Origin of the sequence: Thermomonas sp. (genome assembly GCF_019104945.1) — a bacterium.
Taxonomy (GTDB): Bacteria; Pseudomonadota; Gammaproteobacteria; order Xanthomonadales; family Xanthomonadaceae; genus Thermomonas.
This window is the reverse complement of the sequence record NZ_JAHRWW010000001.1, coordinates 15,105-35,869: the sequence shown is the minus strand read 5'-3', so window position 1 is coordinate 35,869 and position 20,765 is coordinate 15,105. Positions and strand designations below refer to the sequence as shown.

Annotated in this window: 21 protein-coding genes; 11 read left to right on the top strand and 10 right to left on the bottom strand. The window is 58.8% G+C overall.

Annotated elements, in window-relative coordinates:
- From hisB to KUL77_RS00160, 6 genes are read left to right on the top strand one after another with little or no spacing between them, the layout of a single operon-like run.
- Entirely contained in the window at nucleotides 1–1,074 is a 1,074-nt protein-coding gene (hisB, locus tag KUL77_RS00185) for a bifunctional histidinol-phosphatase/imidazoleglycerol-phosphate dehydratase HisB (protein WP_297142206.1), read from the top strand.
- Nucleotides 1,071–1,670: an imidazole glycerol phosphate synthase subunit HisH gene (gene hisH, locus KUL77_RS00180; RefSeq protein WP_297141965.1), complete on the top strand. Its 600-nt coding sequence runs from the start codon at nucleotides 1,071–1,073 to the stop codon at nucleotides 1,668–1,670. The genes hisB and hisH overlap by 4 nt, the downstream gene beginning before the upstream one ends.
- Nucleotides 1,667–2,401, top strand: a complete 735-nt coding sequence (gene hisA / locus KUL77_RS00175) for a 1-(5-phosphoribosyl)-5-[(5-phosphoribosylamino)methylideneamino]imidazole-4-carboxamide isomerase (protein ID WP_297141962.1) — start codon at nucleotides 1,667–1,669, stop codon at nucleotides 2,399–2,401. Before hisH ends, hisA begins: the two co-directional genes overlap by 4 nt.
- Nucleotides 2,395–3,165 carry an imidazole glycerol phosphate synthase subunit HisF gene (gene hisF / locus KUL77_RS00170; protein ID WP_297141961.1) on the top strand — a complete coding sequence of 257 codons (771 nt, stop codon included), beginning with the start codon at nucleotides 2,395–2,397 and terminating at the stop codon, nucleotides 3,163–3,165. The genes hisA and hisF overlap by 7 nt, the downstream gene beginning before the upstream one ends.
- Complete coding sequence (gene hisIE, locus KUL77_RS00165; protein ID WP_297141958.1) at nucleotides 3,162–3,767, top strand: bifunctional phosphoribosyl-AMP cyclohydrolase/phosphoribosyl-ATP diphosphatase HisIE; 606 nt, start codon at nucleotides 3,162–3,164, stop codon at nucleotides 3,765–3,767. The genes hisF and hisIE overlap by 4 nt, the downstream gene beginning before the upstream one ends.
- A 19-nt stretch (nucleotides 3,768–3,786) precedes the next feature.
- Nucleotides 3,787–5,145, top strand: a complete 1,359-nt coding sequence (locus KUL77_RS00160) for a calcineurin-like phosphoesterase C-terminal domain-containing protein (protein ID WP_297141955.1) — start codon at nucleotides 3,787–3,789, stop codon at nucleotides 5,143–5,145.
- A gap of 138 nt (nucleotides 5,146–5,283) precedes the next feature.
- Here KUL77_RS00160 and mtnC read toward each other — a convergent pair whose 3' ends face one another.
- The 5 genes from mtnC to KUL77_RS00135 form a co-directional block, all read right to left on the bottom strand.
- Complete coding sequence (mtnC, locus tag KUL77_RS00155) at nucleotides 5,284–5,976, bottom strand: acireductone synthase (RefSeq protein WP_297141952.1); 693 nt, start codon at nucleotides 5,974–5,976, stop codon at nucleotides 5,284–5,286.
- Nucleotides 5,973–6,530 (bottom strand): acireductone dioxygenase, encoded by a 558-nt coding sequence (locus tag KUL77_RS00150; RefSeq protein ID WP_297141949.1) that lies wholly within the window; start codon nucleotides 6,528–6,530, stop codon nucleotides 5,973–5,975. Before KUL77_RS00150 ends, mtnC begins: the two co-directional genes overlap by 4 nt.
- Before the next feature lie 8 nt (nucleotides 6,531–6,538).
- On the bottom strand, nucleotides 6,539–7,174 hold the full coding sequence (locus KUL77_RS00145; protein WP_297141945.1) for a methylthioribulose 1-phosphate dehydratase: 636 nt from the start codon (nucleotides 7,172–7,174) through the stop codon (nucleotides 6,539–6,541).
- 63 nt (nucleotides 7,175–7,237) lie between these two features.
- Nucleotides 7,238–7,897, bottom strand: coding sequence for a class II aldolase/adducin family protein (locus KUL77_RS00140; RefSeq protein WP_297141943.1), 660 nt, complete (start codon nucleotides 7,895–7,897; stop codon nucleotides 7,238–7,240).
- A gap of 67 nt (nucleotides 7,898–7,964) precedes the next feature.
- Nucleotides 7,965–9,500, bottom strand: coding sequence for an amino acid permease (locus KUL77_RS00135; RefSeq protein WP_297141941.1), 1,536 nt, complete (start codon nucleotides 9,498–9,500; stop codon nucleotides 7,965–7,967).
- Nucleotides 9,501–9,653: 153 nt separating this feature from the next.
- Here KUL77_RS00135 and KUL77_RS00130 point away from each other — a divergent pair, with 153 nt between their 5' ends.
- Nucleotides 9,654–10,199 (top strand): NUDIX hydrolase, encoded by a 546-nt coding sequence (locus KUL77_RS00130; RefSeq protein ID WP_297141938.1) that lies wholly within the window; start codon nucleotides 9,654–9,656, stop codon nucleotides 10,197–10,199.
- A gap of 17 nt (nucleotides 10,200–10,216) precedes the next feature.
- Nucleotides 10,217–12,988: a ligand-binding sensor domain-containing diguanylate cyclase gene (locus KUL77_RS00125; RefSeq protein WP_297141936.1), complete on the top strand. Its 2,772-nt coding sequence runs from the start codon at nucleotides 10,217–10,219 to the stop codon at nucleotides 12,986–12,988.
- Nucleotides 12,989–13,002: 14 nt separating this feature from the next.
- On the opposite strand, the gene serA is transcribed toward KUL77_RS00125, so the two are convergent.
- Nucleotides 13,003–14,244 carry a phosphoglycerate dehydrogenase gene (serA, locus tag KUL77_RS00120; protein ID WP_297141933.1) on the bottom strand — a complete coding sequence of 414 codons (1,242 nt, stop codon included), beginning with the start codon at nucleotides 14,242–14,244 and terminating at the stop codon, nucleotides 13,003–13,005.
- A 112-nt stretch (nucleotides 14,245–14,356) separates the two neighbouring features.
- Here serA and KUL77_RS00115 point away from each other — a divergent pair, with 112 nt between their 5' ends.
- The 3 genes from KUL77_RS00115 to KUL77_RS00105 all read left to right on the top strand — a co-directional run bounded on the left by KUL77_RS00115 (nucleotide 14,357) and on the right by KUL77_RS00105 (nucleotide 17,884).
- Nucleotides 14,357–15,742: an FAD-binding oxidoreductase gene (locus tag KUL77_RS00115; protein WP_297141930.1), complete on the top strand. Its 1,386-nt coding sequence runs from the start codon at nucleotides 14,357–14,359 to the stop codon at nucleotides 15,740–15,742.
- A 68-nt stretch (nucleotides 15,743–15,810) separates the two neighbouring features.
- Nucleotides 15,811–16,098: a DUF2388 domain-containing protein gene (locus KUL77_RS00110; protein ID WP_297141929.1), complete on the top strand. Its 288-nt coding sequence runs from the start codon at nucleotides 15,811–15,813 to the stop codon at nucleotides 16,096–16,098.
- A 28-nt stretch (nucleotides 16,099–16,126) separates the two neighbouring features.
- Nucleotides 16,127–17,884, top strand: a complete 1,758-nt coding sequence (locus KUL77_RS00105) for a DUF4105 domain-containing protein (RefSeq protein ID WP_297141927.1) — start codon at nucleotides 16,127–16,129, stop codon at nucleotides 17,882–17,884.
- On the opposite strand, the gene KUL77_RS00100 is transcribed toward KUL77_RS00105, so the two are convergent.
- The 4 genes from KUL77_RS00100 to KUL77_RS00085 are packed head-to-tail and all read right to left on the bottom strand — an operon-like array spanning nucleotide 17,823 to nucleotide 20,682.
- Nucleotides 17,823–18,119, bottom strand: coding sequence for a hypothetical protein (locus tag KUL77_RS00100; RefSeq protein WP_297141924.1), 297 nt, complete (start codon nucleotides 18,117–18,119; stop codon nucleotides 17,823–17,825). The two genes, KUL77_RS00105 and KUL77_RS00100, sit on opposite strands and share 62 nt — an antisense overlap.
- A 4-nt stretch (nucleotides 18,120–18,123) precedes the next feature.
- Complete coding sequence (gene yeiP / locus KUL77_RS00095; RefSeq protein WP_297141922.1) at nucleotides 18,124–18,690, bottom strand: elongation factor P-like protein YeiP; 567 nt, start codon at nucleotides 18,688–18,690, stop codon at nucleotides 18,124–18,126.
- A gap of 9 nt (nucleotides 18,691–18,699) precedes the next feature.
- Entirely contained in the window at nucleotides 18,700–19,470 is a 771-nt protein-coding gene (locus KUL77_RS00090) for an SDR family NAD(P)-dependent oxidoreductase (RefSeq protein WP_297141920.1), read from the bottom strand.
- A 60-nt stretch (nucleotides 19,471–19,530) separates the two neighbouring features.
- Nucleotides 19,531–20,682, bottom strand: coding sequence for a DUF819 family protein (locus KUL77_RS00085; RefSeq protein ID WP_297141917.1), 1,152 nt, complete (start codon nucleotides 20,680–20,682; stop codon nucleotides 19,531–19,533).
- Nucleotides 20,683–20,765 lie beyond the last annotated feature (83 nt).

Genomic DNA, 20,765 nt, shown 5'->3' with positions numbered 1-20,765 from the left:
CTGCACCCTATTTTATTTGTGGACCGCGATGGCACTTTGATTGAAGAGCCAGAAGACTTCCAGATTGATGCATTTGAAAAACTACGTTTTGTGGCTGGCGTGATCCCAGCCATGCTTAAACTGCGCGATGCAGGCTATCAGTTTGTGATCGTGAGTAATCAAGATGGTCTTGGAACAGCGGCTTACCCGCAAGCCAGCTTCGATGGCCCGCACGCGTTGATGCGGCAGATCTTTGCCAGCCAAGGCATCGTGTTTCGCGATGAATTTATCGACCCCAGCCTGCCCACCGACAACAGCCCCAGCCGCAAGCCCGGCATCGGTATGCTCACCGCCTACCTGCAAGATAGAAGTATCGACTGGGCGCGTAGTGCGATGGTGGGGGATCGCCCAACCGATATCGCTTTTGCCGAGAATATGAACATTCGCGGCTTCCAGTTGCGCAGTGAACAATTCGGGGGCGATTGCGATTGGAGCGACATTGCCCACACCCTTGCCGATGCGCCGCGCACCGCCTGTGTGCAGCGCGATACGAAGGAAACGCAGATTCGCATTGTCGTAGATTTAGACAAAATCGCCGAGCCTAAGATCAGTACCGGCTTAGCTTTTTTCGATCACATGCTGGAGCAGATCGGCAAACACGGCGGCTTTGCGCTAGAGATCGAAACCAAAGGCGATTTGCATATCGACGAACATCACACCGTGGAAGACACTGGCTTGGCACTAGGGCAGGCGCTACGCGAGGCGCTGGGTGATAAGCGCGGAATTGGTCGCTATGGGTTCACACTACCGATGGACGAATGTTTGGCGCAGGCTGCGTTGGATTTTTCCGGCAGGCCGTATTTCGTATTTGAAGGTGCATTCACCCGCGAGCGTGTAGGTGATCTTCCTGCCGAACTAGTGCCGCATTTTTTTCGTTCGCTATGCGATGCCGCTGGTCTCAATCTCAACCTTAAGGTGGAGGGAGAGAATGCGCATCACCAGATTGAAGCCTGTTTTAAAGCCTTTGCGCGCGCACTGCGGCAGGCGATTAAGCGCGAAGGAAGCGAGCTTCCTTCCACCAAAGGCATGTTATGAAGCTGGCACTGATTGATGCAGGAGGCGCCAATCTAGGCTCGGTGCGTTATGCCTTAGAGCGTCTTGGCGTTACGCCAACGCTGGTGCGCACTGCGGAAGAGTTGCAGGGCGCGGAGCGCGTCATTTTGCCCGGTGTTGGTGCGGCGGAAGAAGGTATGCGCCGCTTGCACGCGCAGGGGTTAGTAGAAGCGCTGCGTGGCCTACAAGTGCCGCTGCTGGGGATTTGCTTAGGCATGCAATTATTGTTTGAGTCTTCTGAAGAAGGTGGTGTGGCGTGCTTAGGGCTGCTTTCTGGCTGCGTGCGCAAATTACAGGGGAGCGCAGAGTTGCGCGTTCCACATATGGGCTGGAATGGCTTGGATTTGCTGCAGCCGTCACCGTTGTTGGAAGGTATTAACGCTGAAGCACAGGCCTATTTTGTGCATAGCTATGCTGCGCCTGTCACCGAAGAGTGCATTGCCGCGTGCACACATGGCGAACGCTTCGCCGCGATGGTGCAGTGTGGGCGCGTGGCAGGTGCGCAGTTTCACCCCGAGCGTTCTGCTGCGGTGGGCGCACGTGTGCTGGAAAATTTTTTAGCATGGAACCCCGCATGAGTTTTACCGTGTACCCGGCAATTGATGTGCGCGGCGGGCGTGTGGTGCGCCTGCGGCAAGGTGATTACACCGAAGAAACCCGCTATGGCGATGACCCTCTGGCCTTCGCGCAACGCTATGCCGAGGCAGGCGCAACATGGCTGCATTTGGTTGATTTAGATGCGGCCAAGGCGGGGGGCTATACCCTTTTGCCGCTGCTGCGCGCTATTCGTACCCATACGCACTTGCAGGTGCAAACCGGCGGTGGTGTGCGCAGTAGGGACGATGTGCAAGCGCTGCTCGATGCTGGCGCATCGCGCGTAGTGGTGGGCTCGCTGGCAGTACGCGAGCCGGATACTGTCATGGGTTGGTTACGTGCATTTGGATGCGATGCGCTCACCATTGCATTGGATACTCGACAGGATGCCGATGGCATGTGGCGTCTGCCGATGCACGGTTGGACACACACCGCAGAACACACGTTGGAGGAAGTATTGGCAGGCTATGCACGAGCGGGGCTGCAGCATCTTCTTTGCACCGATATTGCGCGTGACGGCATGCTCTCTGGCCCCAATCTGGAACTGTATCGCCACATCTGCACGTCGCACCCTCGCGTGCAGGTGCAGGCCAGCGGTGGCGTACGCGATGTGGACGATGTACGCGCCGCACGTAGTGTTGGCTGCGCTGGTGCGGTATTGGGCAAGGCACTGCTGGAAGGGCGCATCGCGCTGAGTGAGGCGCTGGTATGTTGAGCCGCCGTATTATTCCGTGTCTGGATGTGCGCGATGGCCGCGTGGTGAAGGGGGTACGCTTTCGTGATCATATGGATATGGGCGATATCACCGATCTGGCGCTGCGCTACCGCGATGCCGGTGCCGACGAACTGGTGTTCTACGACATTACCGCCAGCCCCGAAGGGCGCAGCGCAGATTGCACTTGGGTAGAACGCATTGCGCGCGTGCTCGATATTCCTTTCTGTGTGGCGGGTGGTATCCGCAGCGTGGAGGATGCGCGCACGCTGCTGCACGCCGGTGCGGATAAGGTGTCCATCAATACACCCGCGCTAGAGCGCCCTGCGTTGATTTCTGAATTGGCAGCAGCCTTTGGTGTGCAGTGTGTGGTGGTGGGGATCGATTCGCTGCAAGAGGGCGATGGCCAGTGGCGCGTGCGCACGCATACCGGCAGCCCAGACGCGATGCGTGCGCCCAATAAACGCACCTTAGATTGGGTGGTGGAAGTGCAGCAGCTTGGTGCGGGTGAGATCGTGCTGAACTGCATGGGCAGCGACGGTGTACGTGCCGGTTACGACATCGAACAGCTGCGCGCCGTGCGTGCGCTATGCACTGTGCCGCTGGTGGCCTCAGGTGGGGCAGGTGCTGTTGCGCATTTCACCAAGGTTTTTCGCGATGCCGACGTCGATGGCGCGCTCGCTGCTAGCGTCTTTCACTCTGGCGCGATTGCTATCCCCGAACTGAAGCGTGCATTGCACGCACAAAACATCCAGATACGGCTATGACCACTTCATTGACCATCGATACATTGGCCTGGGACAAACAAAACGGCCTACTGCCTGTCATTGTGCAAGATGCCGATACCTTGCGCGTGCTGATGTTGGGCTATATGAATCACGAAGCACTCGCTACCACCCTAGAAACAGGGTTTGTCACCTTTTATAGCCGCAGCAAACAGCGGCTTTGGAAGAAAGGTGAGGTGTCTGGCAATGTGCTAACGCTTGTCGCGGTTGAAACAGACTGCGATAGCGACACCCTGCTGGTGCAAGCGCGCCCCACTGGCCCCACCTGTCACCTTGGCCGCGTTAGCTGCTTTCCTGATGCGCCGGGTGATGGCTTGGCTGAACTGAGTCTGTTGATTGAACAGCGCGAACGTGAGCGCCCACAGGGGAGTTACACCACGAAGCTGTTTGAATCTGGCGTGCGCCGCATCGCGCAAAAAGTAGGCGAAGAAGGCGTGGAAACCGCACTGGCGGCGGTGGCGCAAGATGACGCCGCACTACTGGGTGAGGCGGCTGATTTGTTGTATCACCTTATCGCGCTGCTGCGCGCGCGCGGCCTGTCGCTTGATGGTGCGAAGGCCGTACTGGCGAATCGGCGCGGCTAAGTGTGCGCATAATAGGCGGATGCGACATTATCTTTCTATCCTATTTTTTTTAACGGCTTCTGTTGTTGCACCCACAGCACTGGCGGAGTGTGTGCCGGTTACGGTGGAGGCGCCGCAGGCGCTGCCTAAAAATACGAAGGCTTCGGCTGCTGGATGTATCCATTACCAGCGCGCTGCGGCAACGCTGCAGGGCGAGCAGGCGCAGGTATTGGTGTTTGGTGATCCGCAGGTGAAGTCGCAAGCCGATGTTGGCTACTTTCGACGGGCGATCACGCAGCCGCTGCAAGGCAAGCACGATGCCGTATTGGGCGTTAGCTTGGGCGACCTCGTGGATGATGCGCCGCAGCTTTATCCCGATGTAAAACAGGCGATGGCGGCGCTCGGTGTGCCGTGGATGCACACTCCCGGTAATCACGATGTGGATGTAGATGCACGCAGCGATGACGCCTCACTTTCGGCGTTTCATAAGGCGATTGGCCCGGATACGTTTGCGCGTGAAACGGCGCTGGCCAATCTCGTGGTGCTCGACGATGTCATCGTGCAGCCCGGGCAAAAGTCCGCCTATGTGGGTGGATTACGTGATGAGCAGTTTGCCTTTCTTGAGCGTTGGTTACCCACGCTTGCTAAGCAGAAGCTGCTGGTGTTGGCGATGCATATTCCACTAGCAAAACGCGATGCGGCAGATAGCTTCCGCGAGGAAGACCGTCAGCGGCTGTACGCGCTACTTAAGCCGTTCCCGCATGTGTTGGTGCTAAGCGCGCATACGCATGTGCAACAGCAGTTCTTTCACACAGAGGCAATGGGTTGGGGCGACTCCCAGGCGCTGCATGAATACAATGTGGGCGCGGCCTGCGGTGCATTTTGGTCGGGTGTGAAAGACGCGCAGGGCGTTCCTGCTTCGACGATGGCCGACGGCACACCCAATGGCTACGCGGTGATGACGGTGCGCTCAAACGGCGGCTATGCGCTGGCGTGGCACAATGCGCGGGACGCCGCTGATACGCAGATTGGGCTGCATGCGCCTAAGGTGTTGCGAAAAGGGGCTTATCCGGCGTGGGGTGTTTTCGCCAATTACTACATGGGCGATGCGCAGTCGAGGGTTGAGTTTCGTGTGGATGGCAGTACGTGGAAACCCATGCGTCAGGTGCTGCAAGCCGATCCAAGGTTGTTAGCCGAGAATATGCGTGACGATGAAGCCGAGGCGCTGCGTGGCTATGACCGATCGCCCGAAGCCAAACCATCCACGCATCTTTGGCGCGGCGCACTGCCCACCGATCTTTCAATTGGCGAGCATCGTATTGAGGTGCGTGCGTTTGATCGTTGGCGTGGAGAAGTGCAGGCAAGCACCACATATCGTTTGCAGGAAGCACAGCCGTAGCGATTCATTGCAACAATTGGTGAGCGTAGCTGTGCCTAGGGTATGTTCGAGCGCGCCAAGGATGGTGCGCGGCCGCGCATCGTAGCCGGATGCGGAGTTTAAGCGGCGAACATACCCTAGGCACAGCTACGTGATGTATTAAATCCGAATCTCCGCAAATGACTCCACACGTGTATGCCCGTTGGCGTCTGCACCGAGGCGTGGCTGCGGATAGTCTTTCCGTCGGTCGAGCAAAACTGTACGCATGCCTGCATCACGCGCGGCGTTGAGTTCTTCCACAATATCGGAAAGGAAAATTATGTCAGCCGCTGGCGTTTGCAGCCGCTGAGTGATGGTGCGATAGCTGCTGGTCTCGCGCTTGCCGCCCACTTCGGTGTCGAAAAAATCAGAAAACAACGGAGTGAGATCACCTGCATCGGTATGCGAGAACAGCAACTTCTGCGCGGGTACCGACCCAGATGAATAAACGGCTAAACGATGCCCTGCGGCCTGCCACGCGCGTAGTGCAGGCGCTACATCAGGGTAGAGCGGTGCGGTGAAATCACCGTCTTTGTAACCGGCTTCCCACACCATGCCCTGTAGCGCTTTAAGCGCGGTGTGTTTACGGTCGGCGTCGATCCAGCCCTGCAATGCCTCAACGATAACGGCGTCTTGGCAGGCACTGGCGGCGATTTCAATGGCCACTGCGTCCAGCCAGCGGCGCACGCGCTCCTCGTGGCCGTGTTCGCGCACGAAGGCCGGTAACTTGGCGCGAGCATACGGAAACAGCACATCCTTGACGAAAGAAATGCTGGAGGTGGTGCCTTCGATATCGGTGAGTATCGTGCTCAAAGCGCTTGTCCTGCTTCATAGCGAGGGAACTGCTGCGCAATGGTGCTGCCGGTGAAATAGCCCACCCAGCCGTCCGGTGCGGTAAAGAAACGAATGGCGACGAAGCTGGGGGTTGGGCCCATGTCGAACCAGTGCGTCGCACCATCGGGTACAGAAATTAGGTCGCCTGCTTCACACAGCACTTCGTACACGTTGCCGTTTACATGTAAATCGAACAGGCCGGAGCCCGCAACGAAGAAGCGTACTTCGTCTTCCTTATGCGCGTGCTCGTCAAGAAATTTGGCGCGCATCGCTTCGCGATTGGGGTTATCTGGCGCAATACTCACCACGTCCACGCTTTTGAAGCCACGCGTGGACATTAAGCGGTCAATATCGCTGCGGTAGGCGGCAAGAATTGCTTCGGGCGCATCGCCGGGCTGTACCGGGTGGCTTGGCTCCCAGCGCTCAAAATCCACACCGATGGTCTTTAGCGTTGCGGCGATATCCGCATGGGTTGAAGTGGTGGACAGTGGCGCCTCTGGGGCGTGCGCTGCAAAAATGCGTAAGCGGCTCATGGGGTTCCTTAGGCGCGTAGGCGCCGCAGTTCTAGCTCGCAGCCGAGCATAAATTCAAAAGCATCAAGATGACGGCGGGCTTCGGCGATGTCACGCCCCCACGCGTAGAGGCCGTGCCCGGCGATCAGATAGCCCCAGCTGTTCGGCGTGGTGAGCACCGCATCCACACTGGCGGTGAGCACGTCCATATCTTGCGAGTTCGGCACCACGGGGAGATCCACTTCAACCTCGTGAGTGCTGTGGCCGCGCAGTGCCTTGAACAGCTCGTAGCCGCGCAGTGGGACGTGACCTTGCTCAGCAAACAGCAGGCCCATAATGGTTTGCACCGGCGAATGGGTGTGCAGTACCGCGCCCACGTCGGGATAGCGGCGGTATAAGTGGGTGTGCAGGGCGGCTTCGGCCGACGGGCGGTGGTGCGTGGCAACAGGGTTGTTGGCCATGTCCACCACCATGATGTCGGCTTCGGTGAGGCGGCCTTTGTCTTTACCCGAAATGGTGATGGCCGCGTGTTCTGGCCCCATGCGGATAGAGAAATTTCCTGCTGTGGCTGGGGTAAACCCTTTTGCGGCCAATTCGCGGGTATGGCTGATGATCTGCGCGGCGCAGCCGGCGTAAAGGTTATGGTCGAAAGCGGGTGTGTTCATCCGCCCAGTGTAGCGGGTAGCGCCTTGGTTCTTAAATGCTAATTGGAATAGTGAGCATCATCTCTATTCGGGTTTGCGCTGTTGGCCATAGGTTTTGAATTTTTCCAGCACTACGGCCATTTCTTCTGGCGGCAGGTTGCGGGTTGGGCCAAGCGAGCGCGCCAGCAGATATTGACGCGCGAGGTTTTCCACTTCCTCGGCCAGTGCATAGGCGGCCGACAAACTACTGCCGGTGCTCACTTGGCCGTGGTTGGCCATGAGGCAGGCACGAAAGCCGCCGCGCATGGCGCTCAAAATGCTTTCGGAAAGTTCGGCGGTGCCAAACGTGGCGTAAGGCGCGCAGGGGATGCGATCGCCGCCCGCAACGGCCACCATGTAATGAAAGGGAGGGATTTCTTCACCCAAGCAAGCCAGCGCGGTGGCATGGGTGGAGTGCACATGCACCACCGCATTCGCCTCGGGAAAGGCGTTCAAAATGTCGCAGTGGAAATGCCATTCGCTGGACGGCAGCAATTGCCCCGGAGGGCAGTGGCCATCGGCGTGCAGATAAACGATGTCGTCTGGCATTAGACGGTCGTAGCTGCGCCCGGTGGGGGTAATCAGTAGGCCATCGCGCCAGCGGATGCTGGCATTGCCGGATTTGTTGAGCGATAGGCCACTGGCGTTCATCGCCCGACAGTGGTCGATCAAGGATTGTCGTGCGGCGCGTTCGTGGTCATGCATAACGAAAAATTATAACGAAAAACCCGGCCGAAGCCGGGTTTCTCATCACGCGATTGAACGTTGAGACTTAGGCCTGCGGGCCTTCGTGGAAGTTGGGTTCATCGCCCATCTTCGGCGCGCCCGGGTGGTCCACACCGCGTGCTAGCTCGCTCTTGCGGTAGCCGTATAGCGCATAAACCACGAGGCCAATGATCGCCCAAGCGAAGAACAGGCCAATGGTGTACATCGACAGGTTCAAGAACAGCAGCAGGCAGCCTAGGATGGCCAGCGGGCACACGATCCACGCCATCGGGGTGCGGAACGGGCGGCGGCGGTTCGGGTCGCGCTTACGCAGAATCAGCACACCCGCCGACACTGCCATAAAGGCGAATAGCGTGCCGGAGTTGGAGATATCGGCCAAGATGCCCACCGGGAACATCGCGGCGAACAGGGCCACAAATACGCCAGTGATCATGGTGACGATGTGCGGGGTGTGGAACTTCGGGTGCACCTTGGACAGAATTTCCGGCAACAGGCCGTCACGCGACATGGTGAAGAAGATGCGGGTCTGGCCGTAGATCATCATCAACACCACCGACGGCAGCGCCAGTGCCGCGGCAAGGCCAATCAGGTTGCCGAAGCTGGCAAAACCCATCACCTTCAAGACATGGGCCAGCGGTTCTTTGCTGCACACCAGTGCGTCGGAGCCGGCGCAAGCAGCGGCCATTTCCGGCGTGCCGGGATGAATGGCAACGCCCGCGGCGTTAAACATCGGCTGCGAACCAATCGCGCCTACCGCGCCATAGCCCACCAGCAGGTAGAACACGGTGCAGACCAAGAGCGAACCAATCAGGCCAATCGGGATGTTGCGGTTCGGGTTTTTGGTTTCTTCGGCCGCAGTGGATACCGCGTCGAAGCCAACATAGGCGAAGAAGATCGACGCCGCCGCGCCCAGCACACCAATGCCGCCCAGCGGGCTGCCCCATCCGGTGGGGAAGAAGGGTTCAAAATTGCTGTCTTTCACCGCTGGCACCGCAACGATGATGAAGCCAGTCAGCGCGATCACTTTGATCAACACCAGCACCGCGTTGACCTTGGCCGACTTCGATGTGCCAATCACCAACAAACCGGTGATGACCAGCGAGATCAAGAAGGCGAGCAGGTTGAACGCGCCGCCGTCCATCGGGCCGGTTTTAAGGTAGAGCGGTAGATCAAGGCCTGCGCTGGTCAAAAGGCCGTTCATATAGCCCGACCAACCCACCGCCACCGCGCCTGCAGCCACGGCGTATTCCAGCACCAAGGCCCAGCCCACGGTCCACGCGATGGCTTCGCCCATCACAGCGTAAGTGTAGGTATAAGCCGAGCCTGCCACAGGCACCATTGAGGCAAGTTCGGAATACGCCAGCGCGGCCAGTGCGCAGACCACCGCCGCAATGACGAAGGCCAGCATCATCGCCGGACCGGCCTTTTGGCCCGCTTCAGCGGTGAGCACGAAGATGCCGGTGCCGATGATGGCGCCGATCCCCAGCAGAGTCAGTTGAAAGGCGCCAAGCTGGCGGGTAAGTGCTTTTTTCTCGGCCGTCTCGAGAATCTTATCGAGCGGCTTGACTCGCTGGAACAGCATCAGGCAAATCCCCCATCTATCGAATTATGTGAACGGCCCGTGAGCAGGCCATAAGCTGCCGACCTTATACGCTTAGGGGTATTCGTTACAAGCACCACAGGTCATGAAGGAGGATAATTGGCGCATTCATGATTGAAGTTGGAAGGAACCCATATGCACGCAATCCCTGCTTTGGCGGCTGATTTTCAAGACTATGCCGTGCGTTGGCCGGGAGAAGCCGATGTTGTTGCTCTGTTTCAAGAGCTGCTGACGGATACAGAAAACCCATTTGTGCGCGAACGCTTGGCGGGGCATTTCACCGCGTCATGCTGGCTGGTGAGCGCCGATGGTGCGCGCGTGTTATTGACCCATCACCGCAAGTTGGGTCTATGGCTGCAGCTGGGTGGGCATGCCGATGGCCAATGTGAATTACACTTGGCAGCGCTGCGTGAAGCGCAGGAAGAGTCGGGGTTGCAGGGACTGACGGTGGTCAATCAAATTTTTGATTTGGATCGCCACCGTATTCCAGAGCATAAAGGGGTGCCAGAGCACTGGCATTATGACGTGCGCTATGTGGTGCATGTGGGTGAAGATGAGGCCTATACGGTGAGCGAAGAGTCGCTGGATCTTGCGTGGCGCACTATTGACGAGTTGGCGCAAAACGCGGCGACTGACCCTTCCGTGCGGCGGATGGCGGGCAAGTGGTTGGCCCGCGGGTAATTCAAACATACCTGTGGTTGTTGTTAGGGTTGTGGTTTGCCGCAGCCCCGGTACATGCGTCTGGGCACTTCGCGCGCTGGGCGGGGGTGTATGAAGATGCGCGAGTGCGTGGAAGTACGGCATTGGCGCAAACACCCGACGGTTTTCTTTGGGTGGGCAGCGAGTCGGGCTTGATTCGCTTTGATGGGCTGACCTGGTATGAAGAAAAAGGGTTTTCTGCGCAGCCCTTTGCTGTCAACGATTTATTGGTAGACCCCCGTGGCCGGTTATGGGTAGCCAGTGCGAATACGCTGCTGTGGCGGCAGAACGGTACCTTGCAGGTGGTGGCGACACTGCCAGAGCAGGATGCGCAGATTCGGCGTTTACGCTGGATTGGTGGAGCGGTCTATCTGGCAGCGAGGACGGGTGTTTATCGTTTCGATCCTGTGCACGGTTTGGTGCGTCTAGGAAGCCCAGATCGCTTTGGCGCATATGACATCGCGGTTGATGTGGGTGATAAAGGGCTGCTTGCGGTCAATGAAGGAGGGGTCTTTGTCTGGCGCGGTGCGCAAGGCTGGCAACGGCGATCACTCGATGCCCCCGGACAACTGGTAACGAGCATGCAGCGCGATGCTCATGGAACGCTTTGGCTAGGGGGCTATACCCTGCGCGCACTGTCTGCAGAAGGGCGAGAAGGGCCGAGCGAAGGCCCGGCAAAGCGCATTCGAAAATTATTGCTGCTCCGCAATGGTGAGCTTTGGGTGGCGACCCATTCAAACGGGATCTATATCCGCAGCCGCGACGGCCATTGGCGCGCCGGTAGCAGGCGCCTGCATGGCGAAATGATCACGGCGTTGCTGGAAGATAGTGTGGGTAATGTCTGGGTGGCTGCGGGAACCGGTTTGCATCGGTTTGTACTGAGTGATTCGGAGTGGATCACAACGGCCGATGGTTTGCCAACGACACTCATTGCATCCGTGGCGACGGAAGATGCGAATACAACCTGGGTGGCCACCTACGGCAATGGTTTGTTGAAGGTGGATGAAGACCGCCGCGTACAGCCCGTGTCAACGCCGTGCGGTGAGATGTTACTAAGCCTTGCGTGGCAAGCCCCGCAAACGCTGTGGCTTGGGGGCGAGACGGGCTTGTGTCGCTACCAAGGTGGGCGCGTGGAGCGTTTGCCTGACGTGGACGAAGTGCAATCCTTGGCCGTGGCGAGTGATGGCGGGCTCTGGGCGCTCAATCGCAAGACGTTGTTTCATCTTACCAATGGGGTAGTCGATCGACGCGTTCAGCGGCTTGATCCAGAGCGGCTATCCAGCGTTTTTTATATGCAAGACGCGGGTGATGGTAGCGTTTGGCTGGCCAGCGGTACCGGCGTGGCACGGGTTGATCGCGATGGATGGCACGCGGTGGATCAGCACGGGGAAGTGGATGCGCTACTGGCGAACAGCCCGAATTACGCGTGGTTGCTACAGGCAAAAAATTTGGTGCTGCTGATGCAAGACGGACAGCGCTATGTGCAGCCTGCGCTTTCTGGGGCTTGGCTGCTGTGGCGTGATGCGGCTGGAAACCTGTGGCAGATCGGTCGTAAAGGAAAGGCGCGGGTCAATGAGCAGAGGCTGTACAACGCCCTTCGCGCAGGGCAGAGGGTGCCCGCATGGGAGCAGTTTGCCGGTGGGGTAGAGCAAGAAGAAGGCGTGCCACCAAGCCAAATTGGAACGCCGTCGATCGCTGCGGTAAATGCAAACCGTGTGGCCATTGCGGCACTTGGGCAAGTGCGTATTGGTAGTTTGGTGCCTGCTTCAGCGCCGCAAACACCACCACAGGTTGAGGTGCTGTCGGTTTCAAGTGCTGAGGTCAAACAAGCGCAAGAGGGGCAAAAATTTGCATTCGGCGACGCCATCCAAATTCGGTTTGTGGCGGCCAATTTGCAAAACCCACAAGCACTTCGTTTTCGCTATCGGATACTCCCCATTACAAAAGCGTGGTCGCAGGAAACAACCGAGCGCGGCGTGAGTTTCGCGCAGCTTCCACCGGGCCGTTATTTGTTTGAAGTGCGGGCGTGTTTACCGGGTGCGGAGGGGAAGACCCCCGCACGCGTGACGTTTAGCGTACTGCCGCGCTGGTATCAGTTGGGTTGGGTGAGGCTGCTCGGCGTCTTTGCGTTGCTGGTAATGCTAGGGGCGGCGATTACGCTGCTGCTGCGCTGGCGCGTGCGGCGTTTGGTGGCGCGTAAATATGAATTAGAGCGAGAGGTTCGGCTGCGCACGAGCGAGTTACAGGAGGCTAATCGGCGTTTGGCTGAGCTTGCGAGCACGGATACATTGACTGGAATTGCGAACCGGCGCGCTTTTCACGATGCCTGCCAGCAGGCGTGGGCGGCGGTGCAAACTGGGTCAGGAAGCTTGGCTGTGCTGATGATCGACGTGGATTATTTCAAGCCCTATAACGATACCCATGGCCACGCCGCGGGTGATGAAGTGCTGCGCAGCGTGGCGCAAACGCTGCGTGCCAGTGTGCAGGCGGAAGAGGCGCTTGTTGCGCGTTATGGCGGTGAGGAGTTTGTGGTGTTATTGCCTCGGCACAATCTCGCCGCGGCTTTGCCTGTTGCAGAAGGCATTCGCAAAGCCGTGGAAGCCTTGGCTATTCCGCATCACGGACGCAAAGACTTGGCGATTGTCACCGTCAGCATTGGCGCGGCGGCCTCAACACTGCGGGATGAAGAGTTTGATGCCGTGCTGACCCGCGCCGATATGGCGCTTTATACGGCCAAGAGTTCTGGCCGTAATTGGGTGTGTGGCGATTAAAGTACCGCCTATCCTTAGTACAAGACGCGGGTGCGCAGGGTTCCTTCGATCGCGGCTAGCTCTTCCCGAATCGTATGCACCTGCGCTTCGCTAGCGCTCACATCAATCACCACATAGCCCAGTTTAGGGTCGGTGCGCAGGAACTGGCCGTCGATATTCAGTGCATGACGGCTGAAGATTTCGTTGATCTTCGATAACACACCCGGCACGTTGCGATGGATATGCAACAGACGCAGGCTGCCTTCGTGCTCGGGCAGGGTGACTTCGGGGAAATTGACCGACGACAGCGTGCTGCCGTTATCGCTATAGCGCACCAGTTTGGCCGCGACTTCCACGCCGATATTGTCCTGCGCTTCCAGCGTGCTGCCACCGATATGCGGGGTAAGGATCACGTTGTCTAGCCCGCGCAGCGGCGACAAAAATTCATCACCATTGGCCTTCGGCTCGGTGGGGAATACATCCACCGCCGCGCCGCCCAAATGGCCGGACTGAATGGCCTCGGCCAACGCTTCGATCACCACCACGGTGCCGCGCGCGGCATTGATGAGATGCGCGCCAGGCTTCATCTTTGCAATCTGCTCGGCGCCGATCATCCACTGTGTAGAAGGCGTTTCCGGAACGTGCAGGGTGACGATATCCGCACGCGCAAGCAGGTCGTCGAGGCCGTTTGCCGCCTGCGCATTGCCCAGCGAGAGTTTGGATTCGATATCGTGATAAATCACGTGCATGCCCAGCGCCTCGGCCAGCACGCCTACTTGGGTGCCGATATGGCCATAGCCGATGATGCCCAGCGTCTTGCCGCGCACCTCGTGGCTACCGGTTGCCGCTTTCGACCAACCACCGCGGTGGCACTGCGCATTTTTCTGCGGAATGCCGCGCGCCAGCATCACCGCCTGCGCCACCACCAGTTCGGCCACGCTGCGGGTATTGGAATAGGGCGCGTTGAAGACCGGAATGCCGGCCAGTTCGGCGGTTTCAAGGTCCACTTGGTTGGTGCCGATGCAGAAGCAGCCGATCGCGATCAGGCGCTTGGCTTCGGCCAATACATCCGCGGTGAGCTGGGTGCGTGAACGCAGGCCGATGATGTGGGCTTCAGCAATGCGCGCTTTTAGCTCATCTTCGGGGAGCGCCTTGGTGTGGTATTCAATCTGGCTGTAACCGGCGGCTTTGAAGGTGTCCACCGCATTTTGACTCACCCCTTCCAGCAGCAAAACGCGGATGTCTTGTTTTGGGAACGAGGTCTTCTTCGGTGACATGATCAAGTCCATCAGCTGCAGTAAGGAGGGATTTGACTATGCCAGAAAAATCCCGTTTATTGTGCGCTGCAATATAAATTTTTCTCCGCCGCTTATGCCTCCGGAACCATCCATGACTCAGACACGGCTTGCACGTCTTCGTAGCGCTTTCCCCCATGTGCGCTTGCTCACAGAGCCAAGTGATCTTGAGCACTATGGCCGCGACTGGACCCGCCGCTGGGCTCCCGCGCCGCTAGCCATAGCGCTGCCAGACACCATCGAGCACGTGCAGGCGCTGGTGCGCTGGGCGAATGCAGAAGCCGTGGCGGTGGTGCCTTCGGGGGGGCGCACTGGCTTGTCGGGTGGCGCGGTGGCCGCAAACGGTGAGCTGGTGGTGAGTTTTGAGCGCATGAATAAGGTGCTGGGCTTTGACGCGGTGGACCGCACTCTCACCGTACAGCCGGGGATCGCGCTGCAGGCGGTGCATGATGCGGCGCGTGAACATGGCCTGCAGTACCCGGTGGATTTTGCCGCACGTGGCAGCTGCAGTATTGGCGGCAATATCGCCACTAATGCCGGCGGCATTCGCGTGCTGCGCTATGGCAATACCCGCGAGTGGATCGCGGGATTGAAGCTTGTGACCGGCACCGGCGAGTTGTTGGAAGTGGGGCGCGCACTGGTGAAGAACTCCAGTGGGTATGACCTTAAACACCTTGCGATTGCCTCGGAGGGCACGCTTGGTTTGATTGTTGAAGCCACGCTTAAACTCACCGACCCAGCGCCACCGACAAACGTGATGCTGCTGGCGCTGCCCTCGTTTGAAGCCTTAATGCAGGTGTTTGCCAACTTCCGCGGGCACCTGCAGCTGCAGGCGTTTGAGTTCTTGACCGATGTCGCGCTGAAGCATGTACTGGCACACGGCGCGCAGGCTCCGTTCACGGAAACCTATCCGTTTTACGTGGTTACCGAATTTGCCAGCGATGAGGCTAGTGAAGCCGAGGCACTGGCGGCGTTTGAGGCCTGCATGGAACAGGGGCTGGTGAGCGATGGTGTGATTAGCGCCAGCGACGCGCAGGCCGCGCAGCTATGGCGGCTGCGTGAAGGCATTACCGAAAGCGTGGCGAAGTATGTGCCGTACAAAAATGATGTTTCGGTGCGTATTTCAGCGATGCCCGCCTTCCTTGCCGAAACCCAAGCGCTCTTAGGCCGCGAATACCCGCATTTTGAAGTGGTGTGGTTTGGCCATATCGGCGATGGCAATCTGCACATCAATATTTTGAAGCCGGATGATTTAGCGCAAGACGCCTTCGTGGCCGACTGCGAGCGTGTGACCAAGCTCTTGGCGCAGGTACTGCAGACGCATGGCGGCAGCATTTCCGCCGAGCATGGCATCGGCTTAGTAAAAAAGCCCTATTTGAGCTGCACGCGTAGTGCGGAAGAAATTGCGGTGATGCGCGGAATCAAAGCCGTATTGGATCCGAATGGGTTGATGAATCCGGGGAAATTATTGGACTTGTAAGTGCGTTCATGCGGCGCTTGCGTGCAGCCGTTATGCTGAGCCGCCCGAAACAATAATTTCCCAGCCTTATGCGCCATGTGTTGATCGTTGCCGCTTTACTCATTTTGAGTGCGCCTGTAGTTGCCAGTAGCTTTGCTTCTAGCGCGTCTTCCGCCGGTTCTGCAACGTCTGGAAGCACGTCGGGTGATGACAAGGTGGTGTTGCAAGCGCGTAGCGATGCTGCTGGCTTTGTGGCCAGTGCGGGGCAGATTCGCAGTGCGTGTTTAGAGGCCGCTTTGCGCTTGCTGCGCGAACGTAGCGTGGATGCGCGGCGCGCAAGCGATATGCAGCTAGCGCAGGCCATCCTCGCCCGCTGAGGGGCTTGTGCATTGGCGATGCGCCGTAGTGAAACTGCTGCTTGCGCTGTGTGTGCTGGCGGTGGTTCCAGCAAATGCGGCACAGCTTCAATTTGACCAAACCGATTTAACCCCAGCCGAGCGGGCAGCGAGTGCCTCTTTACTGAAAGAAGCACTGCACCGGCTACCACCGCGGTGGCGGCAAACGCTGGATGCACGTCTGCAGCTGCGCTGGAGTGATGATCTTCCAAGCGACGTGCACGGGCGCACGCAGGCGGGCCGCATCAGCCTGCGGCGTGATTTGCTGCGGCAGTTGCCGCATCAGTCGTTAGAAGACACGCCTGCACTGCGCGCGCTGCTGCACGAACTGGCACACGTCTATGATCGTTCGCCGCAGGGCGGGCTCTCGCACAACCCGCACCTACTGGATTTAGCCGGCTGGCAGCAGCGCCCGCTGCACTTTGGGCGCCGCAGTGCGCACAACCCATTTACCGGCCGTAGCCCGGATGAATACGAGCTCACCAATCCGCGTGAATATGTGGCGGTGAATCTGGAGTGGTTTCTGCTTGATCCGGAGTACGCCTGCAGGCGACCTGCGTTGGCGCGCCTCTTCGCTGCGCATTTCAACTGGCAGCCCGCTGCGGCGGCCTGCGCGCCAGGGTTGGTATTTATGCGCGCCGAGGGGCGAACGGGGCAGCTTGAACAGTTAGACCCGAAGCGGGTGTATGCGGTGGATTATCTACTGGCCGAAGGCAATGCTGCGCCGATGAGCCGCTGGGGGCATAGCATGTTGCGGCTGGTGATCTGCGCGCCCGGCCGGGCGCCTGGCCCCGATTGCCGCTTGGATCTGCAGTATCACCGGGTGCTGAGCTTTCGCGCGTTTGTCGAGGATGTGCAGATTTCCAGCCTGCGCGGGCTAACCGGGCGCTACCCGTCGCGGCTGTTTCTGCTGCCGCTCGATCAGGTGATCGACGAATACACCAAAACCGAACTACGCGGCTTGCAATCGCTACCACTGCGCATGACGCAGGAGGAGATAAGCGCGCTGCTCACACGCGCGGCGCAGCTGCATTGGAGCTATGACGGTCGTTATTACTTTGTCAGCAATAACTGCGCGGTAGAAACGTGGAAGCTGCTGCACGATGCGTTGCCGCGCTATGCCCGCGCTCATTTACGCAGCGTCTTTCCACGCCGTTTGTTAAGGCGGCTTGCGCGTGCGGGTTTGGTTGAGACAGCGGTGCTGGAAGATCGTGCTGCAGCGGTTCGGCAAGGCTATTACTTTGAACCAATGGATGCGCACTACCAAGCCTTGTTTACGGTGGCGCACGAGGTCCTGAGACTGCCGCAAGTGCGCGTGGAAGAGTGGTTGGCGCTTTCCCCCATGCAGCGCGCACCATGGCTTGGGCGCGGAGATCTACGTGCCACCGCAGCCCTTTTGGTGTTAGAAGAAGCGGCGCAGCGGCGCGCCGAGCTGCGCGCGCGTGACGTGCTTAAGCGGCGCTTATTGGATGCGCGTGTGGACGATGGAGCGCGCACGCAAGTGCGCTCGGTGCTGGCAAAAACGGCTCTACTGATGTGGCCAGCGAGCCTTGATGGAGGCGGTTATGGGTTGCCGCAACAAGAGCGTGCCGTGCTAGAAGCGCAAGCGCGGGCGCTGGCAGGGCAAACAGAGACCGCATGGGCCGAATTATGGGAGCAAGCACAAGCGGCGCTGCCCGCGCGCGAACAGGTGCAACTGGCAGGTGTTACGCAGAATTTAGAGGTCTTGGGGGCGCGTCTGCGTGTGCTTGCAGATAAGCCGCAATAAGCCGATAGGCAGACTCATGCAGCACAACAGCGTGTAGGCTTGCGGTATACAGGCGTTGCTGTTGCTTCAGCGCTTCTACTACATCGGGTTGCTCGAACCCGTTGTAGTAAAGATAGTCCTGCCCTTCAATCAGCTGATCGCGCACGCGTTTGAACGCGATAAATGCGCTGCCTTTAACGCGCCCAAAGGCTTGGTCAATTTCTTTGAATGTCCAAGTGGGCGCGTTATCGGGCATGGGGTTAATCAGCGCGGCCAGCGAATTCGCCGGTGGTCGTATTGACCCAAACCTTTTCGCCGTTGCCAATGTACTCGGGCACCATGATTTCGATCCCGGTATTGAGCTTGGCCGGTTTCGGACGCTTGGTGGCGGTGCCGCCTTTGAGTTCCGGCGGGGTTTCGACCACGGTTAAGGCTACCGACTGCGGCAGTTGGATGGCCACCGGCGCATCTTCGATCAGCTGCACATAGATGCCGGTGAGGTCATCCACGATATAGCCTGCGGCGTCGCCAATGGCATCGGCGTCCAGCGTGTACGGGGTGTAGTCTTCGTCATCCAAGAACACGAAGGCTTCGCCGTCTTTGTAGGAATAGGTGCACTGGCGGCGGCTCATGTCCACTTCGCGCAGATCGTCGTCACCGTCGAAGCTGGAGTCGAGCTTGTTGCCACCGGGGATGGAGTACATCACGAAGCGGAAGCGCACGTTGCCGCCACGGCCCTGCGGGCTGCTGCGTTCGATGTCACGGATTTGATACACGCCGTTGTTGAATTCAACAACATTGCCTTTCTTAATATCGTAAGCCTTCATTGCTGTGCCTTATTTCGGAGCGAGACGGGTAGCGCCATCCAGACGGATGGTTTCGCCGTTGAGGTAGGTATTGGTGAGGATATAAGCAGCGAGGTCGGCGTATTCCTGCGGCTGGCCGAGACGCGAAGGGAAGGGGATGGTGGCCGCGAGCGATTTCTGTACATCGTCCGGCATGCCATCGACCATCGGTGTCCAGAACACGCCGGGGGCAATGGTCATTACGCGGATACCAAAACGCGCCAGCTCACGCGCCATTGGCAATGTCATGCCCACCACACCGCCCTTGCTGGCCGAATACGCAGCTTGGCCGATCTGCCCCTCGTAAGCCGCCACCGACGCGGTGTTGATGATCACGCCGCGCTCGCCATCGGCGCCCGCCTCGTTATGCTGCATCAGGTCGGCGCAGGTCTTGGCAACATTGAAGCTGCCTACCAAATTCACCATGACCGTGGTTTGAAAATGTGCCAGCGCCATCGGCCCGGTTTTACCCAGCACGCGGCCCGCACCCAAGATGCCAGCGCAGTTGATGGTGGCATTTAGGCCGCCCATAAAGGCTTTGGCCGCCGCCACGTTATCGGTTACTTGCGCTTCATTAGTAACGTCGGTTTTGAAGAAACGCGCGTGGGCATCGCCCAGTTCGGCCACTGCCGCAGCGCCTTTTTCTTCGTTGACGTCAAACAGAGCAACCTTGCCGCCGTGCGCGACAAGATGCTTGGCCACGGCGAAACCGAGGCCGGAAACGCCGCCAGTAATGACGGCGCGTGCGTGGGAAAGCTGCATGGGGAATCCTGCTGCGGGAAAACGCTGATTTTACCGGTTCTTGCGCGCAGCAGGCAGGCTTTAGGGCAATGCCCAGCCCGCCATCAGCGTGGCCATCAGCAGGCCAAACCCTGTGCCGAGGATATAGCCCAGCAGCGCCAGTAAAATACCTACCGGCACCAAGGCTTTGGAATAGCTGGCGGCCAAGATGGGCGTAGCGGCCACACCGCCCACATGCGCCAGTGAGGAAATTCCGCAGAGGAATAGATCGAAATGGAATAGCCGCGCCAGCAGCACCAGCACCAGCGCATGCACTAGCAGCACGCACAGCCCCATCAGCACATACAGCGGCGCGGCGGCGATACCTTCAAAATTACTTTGTGATGCCAGCACCGCCACCACGGCGATGAGCATGGCGCTGGAGATTTGGCTGGCCCCTGGAAAGCGCGCCAACGGCGTGTGCGCAGCCACAAGGCCCAGCGATGTGGCGATCAAAATGGTCCACGTGGATGCGCCCAGCACGCCGGAGGTGGGCATATAACCAGCAGCCCACGCGGAACAGGTAGAGGCGGCGAGCGCGAGCCCAAGCCAAATCAGCACCGCGTCCCAGCTCACTGGGCCGGTGCTGCGCAGTTCGTGCACGGGCAGGTCGCCGGAATTTTTCGCCCGCGTCCAGCGGTTAAATGCCGGAGCGAGGCGGGCGACCGAAAACAGCACCACCACCCATACCGAATAGCCAATCGCGTCGGTGAGTAACGACATGGCCAGTAAATCATCGGACATGCCGATTGCTTGCTTCACCGCAATCTGGTTGGCCGTGCCGCCCACCCAACTGCCCGACAGCGCCGCCAAGGGCTGCCATGCAAGGCCCGTAAGCGATGAGCGGAACAGGAAGAAGGTGGCCACAAATGCAACGAATAGGCTAAACGTGGTGGAAAAAAACACGCCCAATACGCGCGGCCCCAAGCGGCCAATGGCGCGCAAGTCGCAGTTGATCATCAGCAGAAATAGCAGTGCCGGTACGCCCTGTTTCACCAAGACGCTTTGCGCCGTTTTAATTTCGGCATTGATCTGCCACAGCCCGAGCGCGGCCAGCGCTGTGACCAGTAAATACACCAGCACGATAGGCGGCAGTACCGAAAAAAACTTCCAGCCGGTGCGTTTTTCCAATGCGGGGAGTGTGCCGGCAATGAGCAGCAGCACGGCAAGATAGGGCCAGACCGATTGGATCACGCAATGCTCCTAAGCGAGGTATCGAGGGTCATGAAAGCGTAAAAACAGGTGCAATGGAATAGGTAATTCCAAATTATATGTTT